Raw genomic sequence first — 24,470 nt, forward strand, 5'->3', positions numbered from 1 at the left:
AACTTATTATTGTTCCTTCGTGTTCTCATTCAGAAAATAATGTATATCATGGAAAAAGTTATTTACAATCTGGTGTTCAATCGGAAAAAGCGATTGAATGCAGAAGGAAAGGCTTTGATTCAGGTAGAGGCCTACCTGAATAGGCAGAAGAAGTATTTCTCGACGAAAATCTATGTTAAGCCCACACAGTGGGATAGCAAGAAGAAAGCTGTGAGGAATCATCCCAATATGGATGAACTCAATCAGTACATGGAGGATTATATTACTTATTTGGAGCGGATCGAATTAGATATGGTCCAGAGTGGGCGTCCGTTCTCCTTGGAATATCTGAGAGAGAGGGGAGATTTTGAGTCTGTTTCTTCTTCTTTTGTCTCTTTTATGAAAAATGAGATCGAGCATAGTAATTTAAGGCTTTCCACGCTAAAGAATCATTTTTCTACTTTGCAGGTTTTGTGCCAGTATCAGCAGCAAGTCTCTTTTGATGATCTTACCTTTAATTTCCTTTGTGATTTTGAACATTTCCTTCTTGAGCATAAGTATCACCGGAATACGATTGCCAAGCATATGAAGCATCTGAAAAGATATGTTAACCTGGCGATTAATAAGGATTTGTTCGAATTGCAAAAATATCCTTTCCGTAAGTATAAGATCAAATATATGGAGAGTAAACGTGGCCACCTGACACCCGAAGAATTGGGGAGGTTGGAGAAGGTCGCTCCTAAATTGCAACGTACGCTCAGACGAACGCTCGATATGTTCCTCTTCAGCTGTTACACCGGGCTTCGCTTTTCCGATATTGTAAATATACGGCCGGATAATTTCCATCTGATCGATGATAAACTATGGCTGATCTATTCATCGGTCAAAACGGATGTGAACGTCCGGCTTCCTTTGTTCCTATTGTTCGACGGGAAGGCCCTTTCTGTTTACGATCGATATCGCAAGCGTTATTCCAGAACGCTGTTTGGCGTTTCTGCCTCGGCAAACTCGAATGTGAACAAGCAGTTGAAAAGGATTAGCCGGCTGGCGGAAATAGATAAAAGGCTGTCTTTCCACATGGCACGCCATACCAATGCTACCTTATTATTATATAATGGAGCGAATATCACGACGGTCCAGAAACTTTTGGGGCATAAGAGCGTGCGGACAACGGAGATATATAGTGATATTATGGATATGACAGTTATACGTGATCTGGAAAATATCACGCCGAAATAAAATGGGGCGATAGATGCAGGAGGACAGGTTGTGTTGAACGGATGTTTGTTTAATACAGCCTGATCTTTTATGATTCTATATGGGCAATAGGAATAGTAAAAATGACAAAATGATACTGTTTTGTGGCTTTGATTGGCGTGTGTTCGGGTGTGTGCTTTCTTTTTATCATATTTTCCTGTTGTCAAACATCAAAATCGCCCTGAATTTTTACGGCATTTATACTTTGAAAAGTAAATAAAATATACGACTTTTGTTGGCATGATGAGTCAACCGTTAGCAGAGAGATTACGTCCGAAAACGTTGGACGATTATATCGGGCAGAAACACCTGGTAGGTTCGGGTGCTGTTCTTAGGAAGATGATTGATGCGGGCCGTGTCCCTTCTTTTATATTGTGGGGACCTCCGGGAGTAGGAAAGACTACGCTGGCACAGATTATTTCGAATAAACTGGAAGCTCCGTTCTATACGTTGAGCGCAATCAGTTCAGGAGTGAAAGATGTACGGGAGGTAATAGAAAAGGCAAAAGGAAACCGCTTTTTCAATACCGTTTCACCGATCCTGTTTATTGATGAAATACATCGTTTCAGCAAGTCGCAGCAGGACTCCCTGCTCAATGCAGTGGAAACGGGAGTGGTAACCTTGATCGGAGCCACAACCGAAAATCCCTCGTTCGAGGTCATCCGTCCGTTGCTTTCACGCTGCCAGGTATATGTTTTGAAGTCGTTGGAGAAGGCTGATCTGTTGACTTTGTTGAATAAGGCGGTTACGGAAGATATCGTATTGAAGGATATGAATATCGTACTGGCCGAGACGGACGCCATGTTGCGTTATTCAGGCGGTGATGCACGGAAGTTGCTGAATATCCTGGAACTCGTAGTCGCTGCAGAAGAAGGAAATGAAAAGATTGAAATAACAGATGAAAAGGTAGTGGAGCGGTTGCAGGAAAATCCTGCGGCGTACGATAAAGGAGGGGAGATGCATTATGACATCATATCCGCTTTCATCAAATCCATCCGCGGAAGCGATCCGGATGCCGCTATCTACTGGTTGGCGCGTATGGTTGCCGGTGGTGAAGACCCGGAGTTTATAGCCCGCCGCTTAGTTATTTCAGCATCGGAAGATATCGGATTGGCGAATCCGAATGCTTTATTGTTGGCAAATGCTTGTTTTGACGCCTTAAAGAAAATCGGCTGGCCCGAAGGACGGATCATTTTAGCGGAAACGACCGTTTATCTGGCATGCAGTCCTAAAAGTAATTCGGCTTATATGGCGATTAACGATGCGTTAGAGTTGGTGAACCGCACAGGAAACCTGCCTGTTCCCCTCCATTTACGAAATGCACCGACCAAATTGATGGCGGAGTTGAATTACGGAAAAGACTACAAATATGCACACGATTATGAAAATCATTTTGTCAAGCAAGAGTTCCTTCCGAAGGAAATTTTGAACGAACGGCTGTGGAAAGGACAGGAAAATCCATCCGAACACAAACTAATTGAACAAATGAGACGTTTGTGGGGCGATCGGTATTAGAAATTGAAAATTGATAATTGAAAGGCGAAAATTAAAGATAAATGTAACTGGAAAGGTAATAGTTGCGACGTTTTGCTGATATTTTTCGCTTTTTAATTTTCGTTTCTCGATTAAATTCGTACATTAGCCGCCTGTTTTTGGAAAATTAGTTACTTGAATTATATTTAACATTAAAAAGACATTGGTATGAAGAAGCACAATTTTTATGCAGGTCCCTCTATCTTGAGCGAGTATACAATTAAAAATACGGCTGCTGCAGTAGAGAATTTTGCGGGTATGGGCTTATCCCTTCTTGAAATTTCCCACAGAAGTAAAGAATTTGTAGCTGTGAATGATGAGGCGCGTGCATTGATCAAAGAGTTACTGGATGTTCCTGCCGGTTATGAAGTTGTCTTTATGGGAGGCGGTGCAAGCATGCAATTTTGTATGGTACCTTATAACCTCTTGAATAAGAAAGCTTCTTATCTTGATACTGGTACGTGGGCATCTAACGCGATTAAGGAAGCCAAATTGTTTGGTGAAGTGGATGTGGTTGCTTCTTCCAAAGATGCTAACTATACTTATATCCCTAAAGACTATAAGGTGCCTGAAGATTCTGATTATTTCCATTTTACCTCCAATAATACGATCTACGGTACGGAGATGCGTAAGGATCCGGATGTAAAGGTCCGTTTGGTTTGCGATATGTCTTCCGATATCTTCTCCCGTCCGATCGATATTTCCAAATATGATATCATTTATGCCGGTGCACAAAAGAATCTGGCTCCGGCTGGTGTAACGTTGGCGATTGTACGTCAGGATGCATTGGGACACGTAGACCGTCCTATCCCTACTATGCTGAATTACAACACGCATATTAAGAAGGATTCCATGTTCAACACCCCTCCCGTATTGCCTATCTATGCAGCTTTGCAGACGTTGAAATGGTATAAGGAACAAGGCGGTATTGCTGCAATGGAAAAGAAAGACGTGGAAAATGCAGCTATCCTGTATGATGAAATCGATCGTAACAAGTTGTTTAAAGGAACTGTCGCAGCAGAAGACCGTTCGATCATGAATGTATGTTTCGTGATGAATGACGAATATAAAGAACTGGAAGATGAGTTCGGCAAGTTTGCAGCGGCTGCCGGTATGGTCGGTATCAAGGGACACCGTTCTGTAGGCGGATTCCGTGCTTCTCTGTACAACGCAATGCCGAAGAGCAGCGTTGAAGCTTTGGTTGCATGTATGAAGGACTTTGAAAAGCAGCATTGATTATGGCAAAGATATTAGTAGCAACAGATAAACCTTTCGCAGCGATAGCTGTGAAAGGGATCCGCGAAGTAGTGGAAGGTGCAGGCGATGAACTGGTCCTGCTGGAGAAATATGGTGAAAAGGCCAAACTGCTGGAAGCGGTCAAGGACGTGGATGCAATCATCATCCGCAGTGATATTATCGATGCCGAAGTGTTGGATGCCGCAAAACAGCTGAAAATCGTGGTTCGTGCCGGTGCCGGTTACGATAATGTCGACCTGGCTGCAGCGACAGCACATAATGTCTGTGTGATGAATACACCGGGACAGAACTCCAATGCCGTTGCCGAATTGGCTTTCGGTATGATGGTGATGGCTGTCCGCAACTTCTATAACGGTACTTCGGGAACGGAGTTGAAAGGTAAGAAATTGGGAATCCATGCCTATGGCAACGTCGGCCGTAATGTGGCCCGTATCGCGAAAGGCTTCGGAATGGAAATATATGCATTCGACGCTTTCTGTCCGGCTTCGGCCATTGAAGCGGATGGCGTGAAACCGGTCGCTTCGCCGGAAGAGCTCTATGCAACCTGCGATGTCGTTTCCCTGCATATCCCTGCAACTGCCGAAACAAAGAACTCCATCAATTACGCTCTGGTTGGCAAGATGCCGAAAGGCGGCCTGTTAGTCAATACGGCCCGTAAGGAAGTGATCAACGAAGCCGAACTGATCAAGCTGATGGAAGAACGTGCAGACCTGAAATATGTAACCGACATCATGCCGGCTGCCAACGAAGAGTTTGCCGCCAAGTTTGCCGGCCGCTATTTCTCCACTCCTAAAAAGATGGGTGCACAGACTGCCGAGGCCAACATCAATGCCGGTATTGCCGCCGCCAAGCAGATCGAAGGCTTTTTGAAAGAAGGTTGCGAAAAATTCCGCGTAAATAAGTAATTTAAAACACTCCTTATTATGGCTATTATTAAACCTTTCAAAGGAATTCGTCCTCCTAAAGATTTGATCGAACAAATAGCTTCCCGCCCTTACGATGTGTTGAACTCGGAAGAAGCACGCGAAGAAGCGAGGGGAAATGAAAAATCATTATATCATATCATTAAACCGGAGATCGATTTTCCGGTCGGGACGGACGAACACGATCCTGCCGTTTATCTGAAAGCTGCCGCCAATTTCCAGATGTTTCAGGAAAAAGGATGGCTGGTACAGGATAAGGATGAATGTTATTATGTGTATGCCCAGACCATGAACGGCAAGACGCAGTACGGCTTAGTTGTCGGTGCTTACGTGCCCGACTATATGAATGGCGTTATCAAGAAACATGAGCTGACCCGCCGTGACAAGGAAGAAGACCGCATGAAGCATGTCCGGGTAAACAATGCCAACATCGAACCGGTATTCTTTGCTTATCCCGATAATGCCGAGTTGGACCGGATTGTCGCCAAGTACACCTCCCGCGCTCCCGAATATGACTTCGTAGCGAAGGACGATGGCTTCGGACATACCTTCTGGGTCATCGACGAGGCTGCCGATATCGCCCGCATCACGGAGTTGTTCGGTGAAATGCCTTCCCTGTACATAGCCGACGGCCATCACCGCTCTGCTGCGGCTGCGCTGGTGGGTGCGGAAAAAGCCAAACAGAATGCGTCTCATAAAGGCGATGAGGAATATAACTACTTTATGGCTGTCTGTTTCCCGGCAAACCAATTGACGATCATCGACTATAACCGGGTGGTGAAAGACCTGAACGGCCTGTCGGAAGATGAATTTCTGGCTAAATTAGGAAAGAACTTCGTTGTGGAAGAAAAGGGTGCGGATATTTATAAACCGGCAGCCTTACATAACTTCTCCCTTTATTTAGGCGGGAAATGGTATTCGCTGACGGCCAAGCCGGGCACATATAACGATAACGATCCGATCGGCGTCCTGGATGTGACGATTTCTTCCAACTTGATCCTGGATGAAGTCTTGGGTATAAAAGACCTCCGTTCGGATAAGCGTATCGATTTCGTAGGTGGAATCCGTGGGCTGGGAGAATTGCAACGCCGTGTCGACAGTGGCGAGATGAAGGTCGCGTTGGCCCTTTATCCTGTCACCATGAAGCAGCTGATGGACATTGCCGATACCGGCAACATCATGCCTCCCAAGACGACTTGGTTCGAACCGAAACTGCGTTCCGGCCTCGTTATTCATAAACTTGAATAAAATGAGTTTACATTCACAAGCCGTTTTGTGCCTGTGTGATAAGTGTTTGCAGTGAAGGCTGTATGCGAGGGTGGTTTTACCTGCTGCATACGGCCTTTGCTTTTTTTATTTGGTCGTTCGGACACTTTTATGTAAGTTTGTGAGAATAAATAATGAATATGGGAACAATCAAAAATATAGTATTTGACTTGGGAGGCGTATTGATCGACTTGGATCATGTCCAGGCCATACGCCGTTTTGAAGAGATTGGAGTGGAGGATGCAAAACAATTGCTCGATCCGTATGAACAGAAAGGTTTTTTCCTGGAAGTGGAGAACGGGAAGATCGATGTCGATACCTTCTGCCGGAAGTTATGCGATCATACCGGCAAGCAACTCACTTACGATGAGATCAAGTATGCCTGGATGGGCTTTATCGCCGATGTGCCTCAATACAAGTTGGATTTCCTCCTGGAGCTTCGTAATAAATATAAGGTTTATCTGTTAAGCAATACGAATCCGATTGTCCAGTCGTGGGCGAGAAGCGAAGACTTTACCGCCGCCGGTCGTCCTATATCCGCCTATTTCGATAAAATGTACACTTCTTATGAAGTGGGAGTGACGAAACCGGATGCCGCCATCTTCGACCGGATGATAGAGGACGCCCCGCTTATCCCGGCCGAAACGCTTTTTGTCGACGATGCCAAGTCGAATATAGAAGTAGGGCAGGGCCTCGGTTTTCATACATACCAGCCTGAAAATGGAGAAGATTGGCGGGAAGCTATCTTGAATATATTGGAGAAGTAATCTTCCTCCCCGCTCTTTTTAGTTGCCGGATGCCTGGTTTCTTATCGGCTCACGGCTGTGAGCCGTATGAATCACAGTCGTGAGCCGTACGAACCACAGGTGTGATTCGATTAGTTCCTCTGTGGACGGAGGTTACTTTGTGCTTGATTATAAGGAAATTCTTGTCATTCTCTTTTTCTTTTTTATTAGGGAAGGGGAATTAAAACCTTATATGCGCTTGCTCCCTGGTCTTGTGTAAACTGGCAGTCTTTGTTATCACAGGTTATTTTTACACAAAGCGCCGTGTTTTTCTTTTCCTCCCAATGTGAAGTAATGACATGTTCTTCGTTATCCCCGAATATATGCGGGCATACTAATTTCCATGTGATGGTAGGTGCCACATTATCGAAAGTACTGTATGAAAAATACAAGTATTCAGCTTGGTCGTTCTCAACCTCGACATAGAGTATTTCTTTTTGGTTCGAAACATCGGTTGATGAGACTTGCAGTTTATACGTATCTGTGACTTGGTACGAATAGCCACCGCTTTCCTGCTGATACTTTAGCCCGTTTACTAAATTCTTGCCGGAGCTGTTCTCGAATTTCAGTTTAAGATTATATGTATAAGGAGGTGCTTCGTTTCCGTTGCTACATCTGCTAAATACCATGACCAATAAGGTCAATAGGTAAATCAAATTTATCTTTTTCATGACTATCTTTTTTATTGGTTAGTAATAAATATAAGATGATTGCAATGTAATGAAAAAAGGGAGATATCGTGTTGTTTTGTGATAAAAAATAATATATTTCACCCTTAGTTATAAAGAATGTCGAGGGTTCACAAGAACGACCTGATTGATACAGGTTTGGAAGGTGTGAATGTAAAATGAAAAAAGGGAAACATCGTCTGATGCTTCCCTTTTTATCAATTATGAGGATATTACCGATTACATGATACCGCGTTCGCGCAGTTTTTCCTGCCATTTCCAGGCGGAAGCCAATGTGTCGGCAAGTGTTTCTGTTGCTTTCCAGCCCAATACCTTGTTGGCGCGTTCGGGATTTGCCCAAACCTTTTCGATATCACCTTCGCGGCGGCCAACGATCTTGTGCGGAACTTTGACGCCTGTAGCAGCTTCGAACGTGTTGATCAGTTCCAGTACGGAAACACCGTTGCCGGTTCCGAGGTTGAAGATTTCCACATTGTCCAAAGACTTGCCGCCCAGCATGCGGTCCATAGCGATTACGTGAGCCTTAGCCAGGTCTACAACGTTGATATAGTCGCGGATGCAAGAGCCGTCGACAGTGTCATAATCGTCACCGAACACGCTCAACTCTTTGCGGATGCCCATAGCTGTCTGTGTCAGATAGGGGATCAGGTTCTGGGGAACGCCGTTAGGCAATTCGCCAATCTCTGCCGTCGGATGTGCTCCGATCGGGTTGAAGTAACGCAGGATGATGCTCTTGAAAGGAGCGCCGGCGTGGATCGTGTCGCGGATGATCTCTTCGTTGATCTGCTTTGTGTTTCCGTAAGGAGAAGTAGCCGGTTTGATCGGTGCGTTCTCGGTTACAGGCAGGTTTTCAGGATCAGGCTGTCCGTAAACGGTGCAGGAAGAGGAGAAGACGATACCTTCGATATCGAATTCCGGCATCAGCTCCAGCAGGTTTACCAGTGTAACGACGTTGTTGCGATAGTATTTCAACGGCTGTTGTACGGATTCGCCCACTGCCTTGCTGGCTGCGAAGAGGATGATACCTTTGATTCCCGGATGGGCTTTCAGCGCTTCGCGGGTTCCTTCCTTATCTTTCAGGTCCAGCTTGATGAATTCAGGACGGATGCCTGTGATGCGTTCGATGCCGTCCAATACTTCTATATTGGAGTTAGACAGGTCGTCGATGATGACTACTTCATAACCTGCGTTTTGCAGTTCTACTGTGGTGTGTGATCCGATGTAACCAGTTCCACCTGCTACTAAAATCTTTTGTTTCATCTTAGTGTTTATTTAGATTAGTAATTACACAATCCCTGAAAAACCCATGAAAGCCATAGCCAGCAGACCTGCTGTGATAAGGGCGATCGGGGTCCCTTTCATGCCATCGGGAACATTTGTCATTGCTAATTGTTCTCTGACACCTGCAAAGATAATCAAAGCTAACGCAAATCCAATAGCTGTTGAGATTGCATATACAACGGATTCCAATAAATTATATTCTTTTTGTATTACGAGGATGGCTACACCTAAGATACAACAGTTTGTCGTGATCAAAGGAAGGAACACGCCGAGCGCCTGATAAAGGGCCGGAGAGACTTTCTTCAAGATGATTTCCACCATCTGTACCAATGCGGCAATGATCAGGATGAAGCTGATGGTCTGCATAAAGCCCAAGCCAAAAGCATCCAGAATATATTTTTGTACGAGGAACGTTACGACAGTAGCGATCGTCAATACGAAAGTCACGGCGGCGCCCATGCCGGCAGCCGTTTCCACCTTCTTGGATACGCCGAGGAACGGGCAGATACCTAAGAACTGTGCCAGTACAACGTTGTTTACGAATACGGCGGCAATAAATATCAATATATATTCCATATCGTTCGTTTTTATGCTTTACGCAGTTTGTTTACAATAGCGACCAGATATCCCAGTGCGATGAAAGCACCCGGAGCCAGTACGAAAATCAGTGAACCGTATTGTTCGGGCATCAATGTCAGGTTGAACAGCTTGCCGGTTCCCAACAACTCGCGGACAGCACCCAGCAATGTCAAGGCCATCGTAAAGCCCAGTCCCATACCCAGTCCGTCGAAAGCGGAAGGGATGATGCCGTTCTTGGCAGCGAATGCTTCGGCACGTCCCAGCACGATACAGTTTACAACGATCAACGGGATGAACAAGCCCAGGCTGGCATACAATGCCGGAACGAAAGCCTCCATACACATCTGGACGACCGTCACGAAGGTTGCGATCACGACAATGAAAGCCGGAATACGCACCATGTCGGGGATCAGGTTCTTCAAGGCGGAGATCACGATGTTGGAGCAGATCAGTACGAACATCGTGGCAAGTCCCATACTCATACCGTTGAGAGCGGAAGAGGTCGTACCCAGCGTCGGGCACATACCTAACAGCAATACGAATGTCGGGTTCTCTTTGATGATACCATTCATCAATATTTTCAGGTTACTCATTGTCGTTTCCTCCCTCTTTAGTTGTGTTATCGGATGATGCGGTTGCGCCGGTCAGTCCGTCGGTACCGGAGAAGGCGCTGTAGGCGCGGTTCACGGCATTCAGGAATGCGCGGCTGGTAATGGTAGCTGCTGTGATCGCGTCTACATCGCCGCCGTCTTTGGATACTTTCAGTTCGCCGTCGGCCAAGTTACGTCCCAGCACGCTCTGTTTGTTCTTGTCCGTGCTGAACCATTCCTGCATCTTGGCGCCCAGACCCGGAGTCTCGGCATGTTGCAGTACGGAGTAGTTGAGCAGTTTGCCTGTGGCGTCGAAGCCGACGATCACTTTGATCTCGCCGCTGAAACCTTTCTTCGTATTGCTTTCCACGGCAGCGCCTACGAACTGGCCGTCTTTCGTTGCCGGGTAGATCTTCAGCGAATCGCCGTCTGCCGTAACTGCCATATAAGCCTGTTCGGTCGGTTTGTTATCGAATGCCGGTGTGACTGCTTTGATCGCCTCTTCCAGTGCAGCTGCTTTAGTGGCGGCAATCGGGCCGGTGGTGTACATGTTCACACCTGCTAATATCGCTCCTGCCACAACACAGATGATCGTGAGTGAAAGGAACATATTGGGTAATGTTGATTTTAGTTTTGCCATGCTTATTTTCCTCCGAAATGTTTAGGTTTCATATAACTGTTGATTAGCGGAGTAACTCCATTCATGATGAAGATGGCAAATGACATACCTTCGGGATAAGAACCGAACAGACGGATAACCGTTGTCAGGATACCAATGCCGACACCGTAGACGATCATGCCGCTCTTGCTCATCGGCGAAGTCACATAGTCGGTCGCCATAAAGATCGCTCCCAGCATCAGACCGCCGGAAAGCAGATGGACGAACGGGTTTGCATACTGGACCGGGTTCACTAAGTGCATGATACCTGTAAAGACAAATACCGTGACAAAGATAGACACCGGGACATGCCAGGTGATAATCTTCTTCCATAACATATAGAACATACCCAACAGCAGTGCCAGTGCGCTTACTTCACCCAGGCTACCGCCCATGTTGCCGACCAGCATATCGCTGAGTGCGGGCATCTTGTCGAGTGCGCCTTCGTTCATCAGCGAAAGGACGGTTGCTCCTGTCGTTGCATCCGTGTAGGACATCAATTGTCCGGCTAACGGCCAGGTTGTCATCTGTGCCGGGAAAGAGATCAGCAGGAAGATACGGCCCGTCAGCGCCGGGTTGAAGATATTGTTGCCCAGGCCGCCAAACGACATCTTACCGATACCGATAGCAGCCAGCGCACCGATGGCGATGATCCAGATCGGGAGGTTTGACGGCAGGTTGAACGCCAGCAAGACACCGGTCAGGATAGCCGAACCGTCGTAAATGGTCGGTTCCTTTTTCATCAGGAACTTCTGAATCAGATATTCGAACAGGACGCAGAAGAAAACCGAAGCGACGGTTACGACCAGCGCTCCCAGTCCGAAGAAGTAGAGTGATACCAAGAAAGCCGGAACAAGGGCAATCAGCACACCGTACATATTTTTGCTTATGCTGTCGCCGCCATGAATGTGGGGCGAAGGCGATACGTATAATTTGTTTTCCATATTGCTCTTTGTTTTATGACTTTCTTGCACGAATAATACCCATAACTTTGCCTTTGCCCAACCGGATCTGGTCTAACAGCGGACGGTTGGCGGGACACGTATAGCTGCAGGAACCGCATTCGATGCAATCCTGGATATAGTTGGCCTCTGCCTTTTCCCAGTCTTTATAGACGGTAAACTTCATCAGGAAGGCCGGGTTCAGACCCATCGGGCAAACGTCCACGCACTTGGCGCAACGGATACAGTCCTGCATCGGCTTGCGGACAGATTCTTCCTTCGTCAGGAGCAATACGCCGGAACTGCCTTTGGTCACAGGGACTTCGGCACTTACCAACGCTTTTCCCATCATCGGGCCGCCGCCGATAATCTTACCCGTGTTCTCAGGAATACCACCGGCAGCTTCGATCAGCGTGTTGATCGACGTCCCCATGCGGACCAAGAAGTTCGACGGGTTGGCTACAGCCTTTCCGGTTACGGTTACGACACGTTCGAACAGCGGTTTGTTCTTCTGGACGGCTTCGTAGACAGCATAGGCGGTTCCTACGTTCTGTACGACGGCGCCGGCAGAGATAGGCAGTGCGCCGCTCTTTACCTGGCGACGGATCACAGCGTCGATCAGCTGCTTTTCACCCCCTTGCGGATATTGCACTTTCAGCGGCATGACCTCGATTCCGGGATAAGCGGCTGCGAGCTTCGTCAGGTGGGCGATTGCGTCGGGTTTGTTATTTTCAATGCCGATAACGGCTTTGTTTACGTTTACGGCTTTCATCAACAGCGTGACGCCGACCAGGATCTGTTCACCTTTCTCCATCATCAGGGAGTGGTCGGAAGTCAGATAGGGTTCGCATTCGACGGCGTTGATAATGATGATCTCGGCCTTGCTTCCGGGAGGAGGCATCAACTTCACCTGTGTCGGGAAGGTCGCACCACCCAGACCTACGATACCGGCTGCTGCAATCTTGTCGACGATCTCTTTGGACGACAGTGTGCAGTCTTTTACCAATGCATCGCTGCGGTCGATCGTTTCTTCCCATTCGTCGCCTTCCACATCGATGTAGATGGCAGGGCGTTTGTAGCCGCTCGAGTCGAGAGCGTTATCTATTTTGTTTACTTTACCGGATACCGACGAGTGGATGTTGGCGGAAACGAAACCTCCTGCCTTGGCGACAAGTGTTCCGACTTTAACCGGGTCACCCTTCTTGACCACTGCCTGGGCCGGAGCCCCGATGTGCTGACTGAGCGGTATGATTACCTGCTTAGGAGCAGCTAACGCGGTAATCTTCTTACCGGCAGACAATTTATTTTCGGGCGGATGTATACCTCCGATTCGAAATGTCCTTAGCATACTATTAGATTTTATTTTTGATTTGTTTCTTCTTTTTTTGTTTCAACTACAGGAGTTTCTTCTTTTGGCGTAGCGTTTGTAACCGTAGCGTCTGTTTTCGGAATTTCTGTTTCCGGAGTCTTGACCTTCGGGGTTTCCGGCTTTACTTCTGCTTTCGGTGCTTCTGCTTTCGGTGCAGCGGCCGGCTTTACTTTGTCGGCGTCCACAGCAGGTGCTGTTTCTTTACGCGGCGGGAAGTTCAATTCGTGGATGGCGCCGGTCGGACATACGGCTACGCATTTGCGGCACAAACGGCATTTTGTGTAATCGATGTAAGCCAGGTTGTTTTCCACGGTGATCGCTTCGAACGGGCATTCCTTTGCACACTTGCCGCAACCGATACAAGCGTTGGCACATGCTTTCTTGGCTACTCCGCCTTTGTCTTTGTTTACACAGCTGACGTAGATACGGCGTGATTTAGGCCCTTTCTTACGCAACTCGATAATGTTTTTCGGACAGGCTTTTACACAAGCTCCGCACGAAGTACATTTGTCTTCGTCCACTTCTGGAAGCCCTGTCTCAGGATTGATATGGATGGCGTCGAAGTTACAAACCGACACACAGTCGCCATATCCTAAGCAACCGAATGAACAGCCGGTTTCTCCGCCATACAAGGTGGAAGCAATGGCACAACTCTGCACTCCGTCGTATTGGTTCGTACGCGGACGGGCAGTGCAGGTCCCGTTGCATCGCACGACGGCTACCATCGGTTCTGCACTGGCTGCTTCTTTTCCGAGGATGGTGGCGACTTGTCCCATTACCGGTGCTCCACCTACGGGACATAACAGCCCGTCCAGCGAGTCAGCCTTTACGCAGGCGGCAGCAAAACCACCGCATCCGGGATATCCACAACCTCCGCAATTGGCTCCGGGCAATACCTCCTGAACTTGTGCGATACGAGGATCTTCGTATACTTCAAACTTCTTGGAGGCGGCGTATAGAAAAACTGCGCCGATGGCTCCAATCGCTCCTAATGAAATAACGGCAATTAAAATCATGATATTTTTGTCAATTAAGTTTTTTCAAAGTAAAAATGAATCGCCTTTTTAGTTTGTCGCGTAAAAAGTATAATATGCAATAATAAGGAACTAAGAGCAGTAATCCGGTTAACCCGCTTGTGGTTTCTTCCCATTGCATACTTGTACCTGTTACGATAGCTGCAAGTACTATTATAAGCGGAAATATAAATGCAAGAAGCACGGCCTGCAGGCCCAGTGAACTTTGTCCGCATAGCTGGACTTCTTCATTTACATGGAACTTTCCAGAGTTGTCCGGAACCTCGATAATCTTTACTTTACTCTCGGATGCCGCACACATACTTTGCGCATGGCATCCGGAACAAGCCGATTGTTGGATGATCCTGACGTAGACCGTACCGCCGTCGATCTTCTCTATAACCCCATTGTGATTGATACTTTCGCTCATATTTGTAATCTCGACATTGCAAAACTGGGGCAAAAGTACGTATTATTTGGAAATTATGTCACGATTAACAAAGTTTATTATGGAAATAATAGACTTTGTCTTACCATTTGTAATTAAACCCGAAGCTCAACAGTTCATTGATTTGGACATAGCTGTTGAAATCTTCTTTCTTGGTGACCGAATCGTCAAACCTTAGTTGTAACGAGATGGTTGTCGAGAAGAAGCGGCTGATTGCCATTGTCAGACGGTTCTCGAATTCGCCCAAGATGTTTTCGTAGCTTGTAAAATAGTAAAAGCGTGAATACCAGTTGATGTTCCTGTTGAATTGGAAATTCAAAGTAGCATTGATGGTCGAACCGAATTTGTGCAGCTTATGGTCGAAGACATCCGATCCTTCGATTTTTTGAAAACCGTGACGGCCTAAGTCGATATCTTTGTTTATACTATATTTTAAGTCGTAAGACAACGGAGCGAGGTTGACAGACAGTCCGACTTTCTTGTGTCGCCTTTCCGGAAACGATTTATTTAATTCGTATTTCATACCGACACCGATATTGACGTTGAACGGAGCAAGGAAGCTGGCCAATTTATTGTCTGTATTTTCAGCGAAATTTGAAAATAGCTGAGTCTGGAACGTGGCATCGAACGTATAGAACCATTTGCTGAAAGCTTTATATCCGATATTACTGTGTAGACGGAGCACGTCATCACCGATTTTGTAATCGCGCAATGTGTCTTTAGGAGCCGTTAGAACGTTGGTTTTCCATTCCAGTTCGTTTTTGAGCTGAATTTTATTTTTGTTATAGTCATAGACGAAATATTGCCGGTTCGTTAAGTTTAAGGCACTGACTCCTCCTTTATGCCAGTTCGGAGAAATATAATTCTGTGCAAACTGAACAGCACTTTCGAAGTGTGAAGTCCAATAACGCCGTTCCGGAATGAACTTGACCGGGGCATCCACATCACTGAATGCGTTCGGATCATTTTCTATCTTGATAAGCTCCGGTTCGTATGTCGCTTTCTTGATGACGTGCGTTTTAACAATATCTGTAGGCAGGTCGCGTTTCGAATAGCGGAAATATTCAGGATGGTTTATACGTACATAATTATATGCTGTATTTTGCAACTTGTTCTTAAGAATCTCGTCTTGGAACAAAGTTGTATCCGGCTTGAACAATTGGAAGCCGGGACGTTGATTTGCAACTATGTTTTTATCATATAATTGCAGGTCTTCCGGGATGAGGCCGCCCTTGAACAGAATCGGAGTAAACAACGGATTGACGATCGTCGTATCCCGTAAGGTTGCCCACGGGCTGATGATCGTTGAAGGGTCGCGTACCCAGTTTACCCAATATTGTGCTTCCGGCGATAGCTCTATCTCGTCTTTCTTTAAAAAACGGAGCAAGTTCTCGCTCGGTGTTATAGGAGAGGAATAGCTGCTATTTAGCTTTTCGAACTGTGCCCTGAGATCAGGAATTTTGTCCAATTCTGTTTCATCCAAATCTAATAAAGGAAATGTGTCGGGAACCGCAGTCTGAACAGGTTTGCTCAGCTGATTCCCGCTGATTATATTAACATCCTGTGCGCCTACCCGATTACTACTGAATAACAATACAATAAATAACGCTAAAACAGACCTTTTTACCATTGTCGTATCTTTTTACATTCATTTAAAATATTGGTGCGAAATTAATGAAAAGTTATGAGATAGACTAATTTTGTGTGTAATTGTAGTGGGGGGTGAATGTTTTGTTTTATACTAATACATTGCGCGATGTCTTCTATTGCGTCTATCTTGTTGTTGATCAGCTACTAATTTGAATTGTATGTAAGTGTATTTTGTTTTCGGCGTTGTCGGGAACATATCCGACAATGCCGTGTAAATTCTCGACGATGCCGAAGATATTCTTGGCAATGTCGAAAACAAATTACACTGGCATTTATCTATGCATACACTGCATAGGAAAGCAGGTTCCATCGGAATCCGTTCGTCATTTGTCGAAATGGAATTTTGTTTTGTCTGGTAATGGGGTTTGGATCACATCTGTGCGTTTTTGCACGCAAGACGTACGAAAACGGACAATACGCTTAAAAAGGTTTAGTCCATATATGGTTGTAAATAAGTGAATTCCGAAATTGGCATGGTCTTTGCTTTGTTTTAAATGATTCATAAAAACAGTTCTATGTTAAAACACTATATAAAAGTAGCAATTCGGTCGATTAAGCGGAGTCTCCTGTTTTCGTCTATCAATATGCTGGGCTTTGTGCTGGGGATGATGGCCGCTTTCCTGATTTATCTCTGGATTGTGGATGAGATGACGTTCGAGGATTTCCAGGTTAACCGGGATTTGATCTACCGGGTAATTGCGGTAGAACAAGAGGCAAGCGGACAAGCGAGAGAGTCTGCATATACAGTGGCTCCGTTAAGCAAGGTATTGCGGGAAGAGTTCCCGCAAGTGGAGAATGCTACTTTTATGCTGAACTTCGGAACCTTGAACCTGCATTCGGGGACCGATCTGATCGAAGCTAAATATACATATGTCGATACTGCCTTTTTCGATGTATTCAGTTTTCCGGTTGTTGCCGGTGTCCCTGATCTGATAAAGAAAGATCCGCAACAAATCGTGTTGTCGGAGTCGGCGGCAAAGAAATTGTTTGGCGAGGCATCGGCTGTCGGGAAAGAAGTTTCCTGCCGGTTTTTCGGACGCACTTTCCGCTATAAAGTGGCGGCAGTCCTGAAAGTACCGCGTAAAAGCCATATCAAGTTTGAGGTCTTGTTAAGCGAACAGGCCTATTATGAACCGGTGAGTTGGGATTTTGTCGAGGGGACAAGCGTCTATATCCAGCTAAGGAAAGGAACTGTTTTATCAGATGCAGACCGACAAAAGATGAGCCGTGTCTGGCTGAGCCATAAGGACAAGGGAATGCCTTTGGAGTTCCAGCCGCTAAAAGATATTCATCTACATACGTCATTTAAAGATCCGGAAGTCAGCAATCACGGGAATATGTCGCAAATTTATCTGTTTGCGGCTTTGGCTGTCCTGATCGTTTTTATGGGGGCATTCAATTTCACAACTTTGTCTACGGCACGCGCCTCCCAACGTTTTAGGGAAATCGGTGTCCGGAAAGTGACAGGTGCCAAACGAAAGGTTTTGGTGATGCAGTTTTTGTCGGAGAGCCTGGTCCAGGCGTTCCTGTCGCTGATACTGGCATTGGCACTGACGGAATTGCTATTACCGCTTTTTAATCAGTTTGTGGAAAAAGATATTGCCTTGACGGTTAGTTGGCAGACCGTTTTGTTTGTCCTGGTTGGAATAGTCGGAGTCGGTTGCTTGGCAGGAGCGTTTCCCGCTTTTTATATGTCGCGTTTCAATCCGCAGCAATCTTTTAGGGGAGGACGTTCGACCGGGAAAAAAGGCACGTTGGTAAAAGGGCTTGTGTGTGTGCAGTTTGTCATCGCCATAGCAATGGTCTTTTGTACTTCTGTCGTATTCAAACAGCTTCATTATCTGCAAAATGCAGATTTAGGGCTGGATAAGGAAGATATGGTGGTTGCCGATTGCGGACTTTTCGACTTTATGTCGTATATGGGCGGTTATGGGATCGATGATTATAAGCAGGAGGTGTTGAAGAACCCGAATGTAAGGTCTGTAACCGGAGGGGTGGAACTTTCGGATTATCTTCGGGGGCATCAAACGGAAGAAAACTCGTTCAGTTGGATGAACGGGAGCGGACAAGTCGACTCGCTGAAAATGGTCGGCGTGGCAGGTGATGGTGATTTTATGGAGACACTGGGCCTGACCGTGTTGAAAGGAAAAACGTTTGGAGCGGATAAAAGGGCTTATATGGACGGTGCCTATGAGAAAGAGTTGCCGATTGTGATTAATGAAACCGCCTGGAAGATGATGAATGTGGAAGATCCGGTCGGTATGCTTTTGCAGAACAAAGGGTGGTACGGAGAAACTTCGCGGATCGTGGGTGTCGTGAAAGATTTTAACTTCCAACCGCTGCGTGAGAAAGTTAAGCCGGCTTATCTGTATTATTCCCGCCGGCTGTTGAATACGTTATATATAAAGATTTCTCCTGAGAATAAGGCTGAGACACTGAAGTTCCTGAAAGAGGAGTATGAGAAGATGCGCCCGGATAATGTCTTTACGTATCGTTTTTTCTCGGACGCCTTGAATCTTAATTATGCTCATGAACGGCAGCTTGGCCGGATGTTCTTAATCTTTACGGTGCTGGCTATCATTGTCGCCATGATGGGAGTGTTCGGCTTAGTTGCTTTGTCGACGGTGCAACGTACGAAAGAGATCGGTGTCAGGAAGGTGAACGGAGCACATACCTGCCGGATTGTGTGGATGTTCTGCCGGGAATATATGGTTTGGGTCGGAATTGCGTTTTTAATCGCCTGCCCGTTGAGTTATCTGTTAATGCTTCGCTGGCTAAGCAATTTTGCCTATCAGGTGACGATCAGTTGGTGGCTGTTTCCGTTGGCCGGCTGTGTCATCTTGTCGATTACGATGTTGACGGTCATTGTCCAGACTTGGCGTGCCGCTTCCCGCAATCCGGTGACATCACTGCGTTACGAATAAATGAAATGATAAGTATGAAATAAAAAACAGATAAGTATGATAAAAGCAATTAACCTGACGAAAGTGTTCCGCACGGAAAGTGTGGAGACGACGGCCTTGAACGGCATTAATCTTGAAATAAATGAAGGAGAATTTCTGGCAATCATGGGACCTTCCGGTTGTGGCAAATCGACTTTGCTGAATCTCTTGGGGCTATTGGATAACCCGACTGACGGTGAGCTGTGGTTTCTCGGACAGGAAGTTTCCAAATATACCGAGAATAACCGTACGGATCTGCGGAATGGGAATATCGGTTTTGTCTTTCAGAGTTTTAACCTGATAGACGAATTGACGGTCTTTGAGAATGTGGAACTTCCCTTGCTGTATGCAGGTGTTTCGGAGAAGGAACGGGTGGAAAGGGTGAACTCCGCCCTCGACCGGATGCAGATTGCCCATCGCTCGGAACATTTCCCGCAACAATTGTCCGGGGGACAGCAGCAACGCGTGGCGATTGCCCGCGCCATCGTTACGAATCCGCATATCGTCCTGGCGGATGAGCCGACCGGAAACCTGGATTCCGTCAATGGCAATGAAGTGATGAGCCTGTTGACGGAACTGAACCGTGAAGGGACGACAGTCGTGATGGTTACCCATTCCGAGGAAAATGCTCGGATGGCCGGTAGACTGATCCGTATGATAGATGGCAATATTTTGACAGAGAGCAGAAAATGGATGAATACATTAATAAAATAAGATAATGAAGAGACTGAGTTTAAGTTGGGTGCTTTTTTTGCTGATAGCTTGTAGTTCACCGAAATCCGATCCTTCGAACTGTCCGGTGGCGGATATAAGGGCCGGGCTTGAGAATCCGAAGAGTTTGAAATTGAGTGATGAGATAGAAAGCGTTGATTATGTCCCGTTAGAAGTTACTTCCGATGATGCATCTTTAATAGATGGGGTCGCAAATTATGCCGTTACGGATAAATACATTTATGTCCTTCCGGTAAAGGAGCAACGGATTGTTTTGTTCGACAGGCAGGGGCATTTTATAAAGACCTTGATTCCGTTTGGGCAAGGGCCTGGAGAGTTCAGCGGTTTCGTTGCCAGTATGCAGGCGGATGAAAAGAACAACCGTCTTTATTTGTTCAGCACGGATCGGGTAGAGGTCTATACGTTGGACGGTGAACCGGTACAGCATTTCACTCATAATTATCAGATTATCTTCCAGTATAAGCTTGATCAGGGGCACCTGGCGGCCGTATCTATGCCTTATGTGCCTTTCCTGAACGGAAGTTTCGGTATTGGTCTTTTTACGGAAAAGGGAGATACGGTTGTAACGAAAAATGATTTTTCTTCTCCTTTGGTTTCAAGTGATAAATCCGGTCTGACGATCCGGATTGCGGCAGGCTATTCCGATCAGTTGCAATCCGTGCTGTTCAAAACCGGCAGTAACGATACTGTGTTCAGGCTGTCGGGCGATAAGATTTCACCCGCTTGTGTCCTGAGTTTGCGTAACTCGGATGAGGAAATGATCAATTCGCTCGATGTGACGAATTTTAATAGCCTGAAAAACCTTGGAGATGGTAAAGATTACTTTGTTTCCGATCTTTTTGAAACATCCCGGCGGTATTATTTCCGCCTGAGAAATAATGACGGGCATTATGTTGCTTCGGTGGATAAGAAAACCGGTGAGACATTGGTGGAAAAATGCGAACAGCCCGCTCCACTCCGGGATTTGGCTGCTACAACTTTGCAACATGGTCTCTTGGGAACAAGAAGCTATCAGGGATTCCCGGTTTGGGGAAATAGGACAGGAGACGACCTGGTACAGGTCATAACATCGGCAGAACTTGATTATTATAAAGACATTCGTACAATCTCAATACCTGAACAATTGAAAAACCTGGGAGAAGAGAGTAATCCTGTCTTTATATTTTACAAATTAAAGGACTCCTGATAGACTACATTGTTTGCGCTTCCCCGAAAAAGTTGTACCTTTGTCCCCTCGAAAATCAAACGGAATATGGATAGAATCCGATTAAAAGACAAAGAATTTGAACTCTTTATCCCGGAAGAGGAGATAAAAGACGCGATAGCAAAGATGGCGAAACGTATTCGCGCCGATGTGAAAGGTACGCATCCGTTATTCGTGGGAATCCTGAACGGAGCTTTTATGTTCACGGCGGAACTGATGCGCCAGTTGGACGAACCGTATGAAATCACTTTTGCACGCTATTCTTCCTATAAGGGAACCAGTACGACCGGTGTAGTCCGTGAGATTATGCCGGTACAGGCCGATGTGAAGGGGAGGACTTTGATCTTGGTCGAGGATATTATCGATACCGGCTTTACGATGCAGTATGTTATGGATAAGCTGCGTAAAGACGGTGCTGCCGATGTCAAACTGGCAACTATGCTGTTCAAACCCGATTCGTTGAAGTGCAATCTGAAACCAGATTATATCGGCATCCGGATCCCGAGTGACTTTATCGTCGGTTACGGGTTGGATTATGACGAGATGGGACGGGCTTACAGGAACATTTATAAAATAGTTGAGGACTGATAAATGCTCGTAGGCTGTTTAAAGAGGGGAAATTTATTAGATTAATGTATAATAAACGATGATCGGTGATTGAGTATTGACGTAATTGCCTATTACCAATTGTCAATTGTCTGTTAAAAGGTAAACTTTTTATGTTGAACATTGTTATTTTTGGTGCTCCCGGTTCAGGAAAGGGAACACAGAGCGAATTGATTATTAAAGAATATGGTTTGGACCATATCTCTACAGGTGATGTTTTGCGTTCTGAAATGAAGAACGAAACGGAACTGGGTAAGATTGCTAAGGATTACATCGAAAAAGGACAGTTGGTTCCGGATGAACTGATCGTTGACATGCTGGCAAAGGTCCTGGATAGCAAGGTGAACTCCAAGGGTGTCATTTTCGACGGTTTCCCCCGTACGATCCCGCAGGCAAAAGCACTGAAAGAAATGTTGAACAAACGGGGTACCGATGTTTCTGTCATGCTGAACCTTCAGGTAGAAGAAGAAGAACTGATCAACCGTCTGCTGGAACGTGGCAAGGTGTCTGGCCGTTCGGATGACAATCTGGAAACAATCAAGTCAAGACTGGATGTTTATCACAAACAGACTGCTCCTTTGGCTGATTACTATGTCGGCGAAGGCAAACATGTTGCCATCAAAGGTATGGGTACAATCGAAGAGATTTTCGGTCGTATCAAGGAAGCGGTAAATAATTTGTAATAGATTTATGAATAAGATTTATGATTTATGATTTATATCCTTTGTCGCTATGAATCATAAATCATAAATCATAAATTAAAAAGTAAAAGTGGCTGAATCAAACTTTGTAGATTATGTAAAGATCTATTGCCGCTCTGGTAAGGGCGGGAGAGGGTCTTCTCACTTTCGCCGCGAGAAATACATTCCGAAAGGAGGTCCCGACGGAGGCGATGGAGGGCGAGGAGGCCATGTGTATCTTCGTGGAAACCGGAATTACTGGACACTCCTTCACCTGAAATATGAGCGCCACGTGATGGCGACAAGTGGCGAAGGCGGTGGCGCCAAACGTAGTTTTGGAAAAGACGGTGAAGATCGTGTGATCGAAGTCCCTTGCGGAACTGTCGTGTATGATGCCGAAACGGGTGAATTTATCTGTGACGTGACCGAAGACGGCCAGCAGGTAATGTTGCTGAAAGGCGGACGCGGAGGATTGGGCAACTGCCACTTCAAGACGTCGACCAACCAGGCTCCCCGCTATGCACAACCCGGCGAGCCGGCACAGGAACGGATGGTGATCTTGCAATTGAAACTGTTGGCCGATGTCGGTCTGGTCGGTTTCCCGAATGCCGGAAAGTCGACGTTGCTGTCGGTTGTTTCAGCTGCTAAACCGAAGATTGCCAATTATCCGTTTACGACACTCGAACCGAACTTGGGTATTGTCAGTTATCGTGACAACCGTTCATTCGTTATGGCGGATATCCCCGGTATCATCGAGGGAGCCAGCGAAGGTAAAGGGTTGGGACTGCGATTCTTGCGTCATATAGAACGTAACTCGCTGCTCCTGTTTATGGTGCCTGCCGATGCAGACGATATCAAAAAGGAATACGAAATTCTTTTAGGCGAACTGGTCAAGTATAATCCGGATTTGCAGGATAAAAGCCGTGTCCTGGCTATCACCAAGAGCGATATGTTAGATGAAGAGCTGATCGAGGCATTGTCCGAAGATCTGCCGGAAGGCATACCTCATGTTTTTATCTCTTCCGTAACCGGAATGGGTATTACCGAACTGAAAGACCTGTTGTGGAAGGAACTGAACAAAGAGACGTTCCACGAGGTAGAGCGGATTGTACATAAGAACATCGATGTGAGCGCACTTTCGCTTGACGATGACGATTTTGTCATTCCTCTCGAGGAAGATGATCCCGACGACGATGAAGAGTATGAAGAATATGAAGATTGGGACGACGAAGAAGATGAAGATACTTCCAAATGATAAAGTAAAGATGTTGCAATTTCCCGTATTAAGCGGCGATTGCAACATCTCTCATTTTGTGACGACCCGTCATGGTGGCGTGAGCGAAGGGGCGTATGCCTCCTTTAATCCCGGCGAGTATAGCGGAGACGATCCGGAAGCCGTCCGGGTGAACCGGAAACTTCTTTCGGCGGCAATCGGAATTCCTTCCGAATGTATTTTTGCGCCTTTCCAGGTTCACGGAGCGGAAGTCCGTTCGATCGAACCTTTTTTTCTATCCCTCCCTTTGGATGAACAACAGATTTATCTCCACGGTGTAGATGCATTGGTGACGAATGTACCGGGCGTTTGCATTGCCGTTTCAACTGCCGATTGTGTCCCGGTCCTGCTGTATGCTCCCGATGTAAAAGCGGTAGCTGCCGTTCATGCCGGTTGGAGGGGGACCGTACAACGGATTGCTGCGAAAACCGTTCGTTTCCTCATTGATGAATATGGAGCCGATCCCTGCTTCATGAAAGCCGGTATTGCTCCCTCCATCGGTCCCGGCGCTTTTGAAGTAGGCGAGGAGGTCGTCGATGCTTTCCGGAAGGCAGGCTTTGAAATGCCACATATCCTGAAGCGTAATGCCGATACCGGAAAAGCCCATATCGATTTATGGGAGGCCAACCGCCTGCAACTATTAGCCGAAGGTCTTTCAACCGGAAATATCGAACTTGCCGGAATCTGTACCCACACCCATCCCGACGAGTTCTTCTCCGCCCGTCGGTTGGGAATCAAGAGCGGACGTATTCTGTCCGGCATCCTGTTAAATAGCAAGCAGCCGGTAAATAACAATTGATAGTTATTATAATTCA

The 24,470-nt window shown here is 46.3% G+C and carries 23 protein-coding genes; 13 read left to right on the plus strand and 10 right to left on the minus strand.

Annotation, left to right across the window (positions count from 1 at the left end):
- Positions 1–48 precede the first annotated feature (48 nt).
- The 6 genes from ACPYIV_RS01755 to ACPYIV_RS01780 all read left to right on the plus strand — a co-directional run bounded on the left by ACPYIV_RS01755 (position 49) and on the right by ACPYIV_RS01780 (position 6,982).
- Entirely contained in the window at positions 49–1,218 is a 1,170-nt protein-coding gene (locus ACPYIV_RS01755) for a site-specific integrase (protein WP_293733319.1), read from the plus strand.
- A 258-nt stretch (positions 1,219–1,476) separates the two neighbouring features.
- Positions 1,477–2,751, plus strand: coding sequence for a replication-associated recombination protein A (locus tag ACPYIV_RS01760; protein WP_293733320.1), 1,275 nt, complete (start codon positions 1,477–1,479; stop codon positions 2,749–2,751).
- 186 nt (positions 2,752–2,937) lie between these two features.
- Entirely contained in the window at positions 2,938–4,005 is a 1,068-nt protein-coding gene (gene serC, locus ACPYIV_RS01765; RefSeq protein ID WP_293733321.1) for a 3-phosphoserine/phosphohydroxythreonine transaminase, read from the plus strand.
- Between the two features lie 2 nt (positions 4,006–4,007).
- On the plus strand, positions 4,008–4,931 hold the full coding sequence (locus ACPYIV_RS01770) for an NAD(P)-dependent oxidoreductase (RefSeq protein WP_293738909.1): 924 nt from the start codon (positions 4,008–4,010) through the stop codon (positions 4,929–4,931).
- A gap of 18 nt (positions 4,932–4,949) precedes the next feature.
- On the plus strand, positions 4,950–6,197 hold the full coding sequence (locus ACPYIV_RS01775; RefSeq protein WP_299359469.1) for a DUF1015 domain-containing protein: 1,248 nt from the start codon (positions 4,950–4,952) through the stop codon (positions 6,195–6,197).
- A 158-nt stretch (positions 6,198–6,355) separates the two neighbouring features.
- Positions 6,356–6,982: an HAD family hydrolase gene (locus tag ACPYIV_RS01780; RefSeq protein ID WP_293733324.1), complete on the plus strand. Its 627-nt coding sequence runs from the start codon at positions 6,356–6,358 to the stop codon at positions 6,980–6,982.
- A 185-nt stretch (positions 6,983–7,167) separates the two neighbouring features.
- Here the strand turns inward: ACPYIV_RS01780 and ACPYIV_RS01785 are convergent, their stop codons facing one another.
- The 10 genes from ACPYIV_RS01785 to ACPYIV_RS01830 all read right to left on the minus strand — a co-directional run bounded on the left by ACPYIV_RS01785 (position 7,168) and on the right by ACPYIV_RS01830 (position 16,198).
- Entirely contained in the window at positions 7,168–7,671 is a 504-nt protein-coding gene (locus ACPYIV_RS01785) for a hypothetical protein (RefSeq protein ID WP_299359466.1), read from the minus strand.
- A 237-nt stretch (positions 7,672–7,908) separates the two neighbouring features.
- A complete protein-coding gene (galE, locus tag ACPYIV_RS01790; RefSeq protein WP_293733326.1) occupies positions 7,909–8,949 on the minus strand; it encodes a UDP-glucose 4-epimerase GalE in 1,041 nt (346 codons plus the stop codon).
- A gap of 24 nt (positions 8,950–8,973) precedes the next feature.
- Entirely contained in the window at positions 8,974–9,546 is a 573-nt protein-coding gene (gene rsxA / locus ACPYIV_RS01795) for an electron transport complex subunit RsxA (RefSeq protein ID WP_293733327.1), read from the minus strand.
- An 11-nt stretch (positions 9,547–9,557) separates the two neighbouring features.
- Positions 9,558–10,142: an RnfABCDGE type electron transport complex subunit E gene (locus ACPYIV_RS01800; RefSeq protein ID WP_293733328.1), complete on the minus strand. Its 585-nt coding sequence runs from the start codon at positions 10,140–10,142 to the stop codon at positions 9,558–9,560.
- Positions 10,135–10,779 (minus strand): RnfABCDGE type electron transport complex subunit G, encoded by a 645-nt coding sequence (locus ACPYIV_RS01805; protein ID WP_299359460.1) that lies wholly within the window; start codon positions 10,777–10,779, stop codon positions 10,135–10,137. Before ACPYIV_RS01805 ends, ACPYIV_RS01800 begins: the two co-directional genes overlap by 8 nt.
- 2 nt (positions 10,780–10,781) lie before the next feature.
- On the minus strand, positions 10,782–11,741 hold the full coding sequence (locus ACPYIV_RS01810; protein WP_293733330.1) for an RnfABCDGE type electron transport complex subunit D: 960 nt from the start codon (positions 11,739–11,741) through the stop codon (positions 10,782–10,784).
- A gap of 13 nt (positions 11,742–11,754) precedes the next feature.
- Positions 11,755–13,086 (minus strand): electron transport complex subunit RsxC, encoded by a 1,332-nt coding sequence (rsxC, locus tag ACPYIV_RS01815; RefSeq protein ID WP_293733331.1) that lies wholly within the window; start codon positions 13,084–13,086, stop codon positions 11,755–11,757.
- 11 nt (positions 13,087–13,097) lie between these two features.
- Positions 13,098–14,123: a Fe-S cluster domain-containing protein gene (locus ACPYIV_RS01820; RefSeq protein WP_293733332.1), complete on the minus strand. Its 1,026-nt coding sequence runs from the start codon at positions 14,121–14,123 to the stop codon at positions 13,098–13,100.
- Positions 14,124–14,133: 10 nt separating this feature from the next.
- A complete protein-coding gene (locus ACPYIV_RS01825) occupies positions 14,134–14,550 on the minus strand; it encodes a SoxR reducing system RseC family protein (RefSeq protein WP_293733333.1) in 417 nt (138 codons plus the stop codon).
- A 100-nt stretch (positions 14,551–14,650) separates the two neighbouring features.
- Entirely contained in the window at positions 14,651–16,198 is a 1,548-nt protein-coding gene (locus ACPYIV_RS01830) for a DUF3078 domain-containing protein (RefSeq protein WP_425885233.1), read from the minus strand.
- 535 nt (positions 16,199–16,733) lie between these two features.
- Here ACPYIV_RS01830 and ACPYIV_RS01835 point away from each other — a divergent pair.
- The 7 genes from ACPYIV_RS01835 to pgeF all read left to right on the plus strand — a co-directional run bounded on the left by ACPYIV_RS01835 (position 16,734) and on the right by pgeF (position 24,454).
- Positions 16,734–19,142 carry an FtsX-like permease family protein gene (locus tag ACPYIV_RS01835; protein WP_425885235.1) on the plus strand — a complete coding sequence of 803 codons (2,409 nt, stop codon included), beginning with the start codon at positions 16,734–16,736 and terminating at the stop codon, positions 19,140–19,142.
- A gap of 36 nt (positions 19,143–19,178) precedes the next feature.
- A complete protein-coding gene (locus tag ACPYIV_RS01840) occupies positions 19,179–19,874 on the plus strand; it encodes an ABC transporter ATP-binding protein (protein ID WP_425885237.1) in 696 nt (231 codons plus the stop codon).
- Positions 19,875–19,878: 4 nt separating this feature from the next.
- The gene (locus ACPYIV_RS01845; protein WP_293733337.1) at positions 19,879–21,078 is read left to right on the plus strand and encodes a 6-bladed beta-propeller; all 1,200 of its coding nucleotides are present in this window, start codon (positions 19,879–19,881) and stop codon (positions 21,076–21,078) included.
- A gap of 66 nt (positions 21,079–21,144) precedes the next feature.
- A complete protein-coding gene (hpt, locus tag ACPYIV_RS01850) occupies positions 21,145–21,684 on the plus strand; it encodes a hypoxanthine phosphoribosyltransferase (protein WP_425885240.1) in 540 nt (179 codons plus the stop codon).
- 131 nt (positions 21,685–21,815) lie between these two features.
- Positions 21,816–22,385 carry an adenylate kinase gene (locus ACPYIV_RS01855; RefSeq protein WP_293733339.1) on the plus strand — a complete coding sequence of 190 codons (570 nt, stop codon included), beginning with the start codon at positions 21,816–21,818 and terminating at the stop codon, positions 22,383–22,385.
- Between the two features lie 88 nt (positions 22,386–22,473).
- Positions 22,474–23,637 carry a GTPase ObgE gene (gene obgE, locus ACPYIV_RS01860; RefSeq protein WP_293733340.1) on the plus strand — a complete coding sequence of 388 codons (1,164 nt, stop codon included), beginning with the start codon at positions 22,474–22,476 and terminating at the stop codon, positions 23,635–23,637.
- Complete coding sequence (gene pgeF / locus ACPYIV_RS01865; protein ID WP_425885243.1) at positions 23,585–24,454, plus strand: peptidoglycan editing factor PgeF; 870 nt, start codon at positions 23,585–23,587, stop codon at positions 24,452–24,454. The genes obgE and pgeF overlap by 53 nt, the downstream gene beginning before the upstream one ends.
- Positions 24,455–24,470: the final 16 nt, after the last annotated feature.

Origin of the sequence: Parabacteroides vesiculifaciens, assembly GCF_049860805.1 — a bacterium.
GTDB lineage: Bacteria > Bacteroidota > Bacteroidia > Bacteroidales > Tannerellaceae > Parabacteroides.

Coding starts and splice junctions, on each gene's coding strand:
- ACPYIV_RS01820 (WP_293733332.1), bottom strand. CDS start 14,123: ATGATTTTAATTGCCGTTATTTCATTAGGAGCGATTGGAGCCATCGGC.
- ACPYIV_RS01810 (WP_293733330.1), bottom strand. CDS start 11,741: ATGGAAAACAAATTATACGTATCGCCTTCGCCCCACATTCATGGCGGC.
- ACPYIV_RS01800 (WP_293733328.1), bottom strand. CDS start 10,142: ATGAGTAACCTGAAAATATTGATGAATGGTATCATCAAAGAGAACCCG.
- ACPYIV_RS01825 (WP_293733333.1), bottom strand. CDS start 14,550: ATGAGCGAAAGTATCAATCACAATGGGGTTATAGAGAAGATCGACGGC.
- ACPYIV_RS01845 (WP_293733337.1), top strand. CDS start 19,879: ATGAAGAGACTGAGTTTAAGTTGGGTGCTTTTTTTGCTGATAGCTTGT.
- ACPYIV_RS01755 (WP_293733319.1), top strand. CDS start 49: ATGGAAAAAGTTATTTACAATCTGGTGTTCAATCGGAAAAAGCGATTG.
- ACPYIV_RS01840 (WP_425885237.1), top strand. CDS start 19,179: ATGATAAAAGCAATTAACCTGACGAAAGTGTTCCGCACGGAAAGTGTG.
- pgeF (WP_425885243.1), top strand. CDS start 23,585: ATGAAGAATATGAAGATTGGGACGACGAAGAAGATGAAGATACTTCCA.
- ACPYIV_RS01855 (WP_293733339.1), top strand. CDS start 21,816: ATGTTGAACATTGTTATTTTTGGTGCTCCCGGTTCAGGAAAGGGAACA.
- ACPYIV_RS01770 (WP_293738909.1), top strand. CDS start 4,008: ATGGCAAAGATATTAGTAGCAACAGATAAACCTTTCGCAGCGATAGCT.
- ACPYIV_RS01760 (WP_293733320.1), top strand. CDS start 1,477: ATGATGAGTCAACCGTTAGCAGAGAGATTACGTCCGAAAACGTTGGAC.
- rsxC (WP_293733331.1), bottom strand. CDS start 13,086: ATGCTAAGGACATTTCGAATCGGAGGTATACATCCGCCCGAAAATAAA.
- ACPYIV_RS01775 (WP_299359469.1), top strand. CDS start 4,950: ATGGCTATTATTAAACCTTTCAAAGGAATTCGTCCTCCTAAAGATTTG.
- ACPYIV_RS01835 (WP_425885235.1), top strand. CDS start 16,734: ATGTTAAAACACTATATAAAAGTAGCAATTCGGTCGATTAAGCGGAGT.
- ACPYIV_RS01805 (WP_299359460.1), bottom strand. CDS start 10,779: ATGGCAAAACTAAAATCAACATTACCCAATATGTTCCTTTCACTCACG.
- rsxA (WP_293733327.1), bottom strand. CDS start 9,546: ATGGAATATATATTGATATTTATTGCCGCCGTATTCGTAAACAACGTT.
- hpt (WP_425885240.1), top strand. CDS start 21,145: ATGGATAGAATCCGATTAAAAGACAAAGAATTTGAACTCTTTATCCCG.
- ACPYIV_RS01785 (WP_299359466.1), bottom strand. CDS start 7,671: ATGAAAAAGATAAATTTGATTTACCTATTGACCTTATTGGTCATGGTA.
- serC (WP_293733321.1), top strand. CDS start 2,938: ATGAAGAAGCACAATTTTTATGCAGGTCCCTCTATCTTGAGCGAGTAT.
- ACPYIV_RS01780 (WP_293733324.1), top strand. CDS start 6,356: ATGGGAACAATCAAAAATATAGTATTTGACTTGGGAGGCGTATTGATC.
- galE (WP_293733326.1), bottom strand. CDS start 8,949: ATGAAACAAAAGATTTTAGTAGCAGGTGGAACTGGTTACATCGGATCA.
- ACPYIV_RS01830 (WP_425885233.1), bottom strand. CDS start 16,198: ATGGTAAAAAGGTCTGTTTTAGCGTTATTTATTGTATTGTTATTCAGT.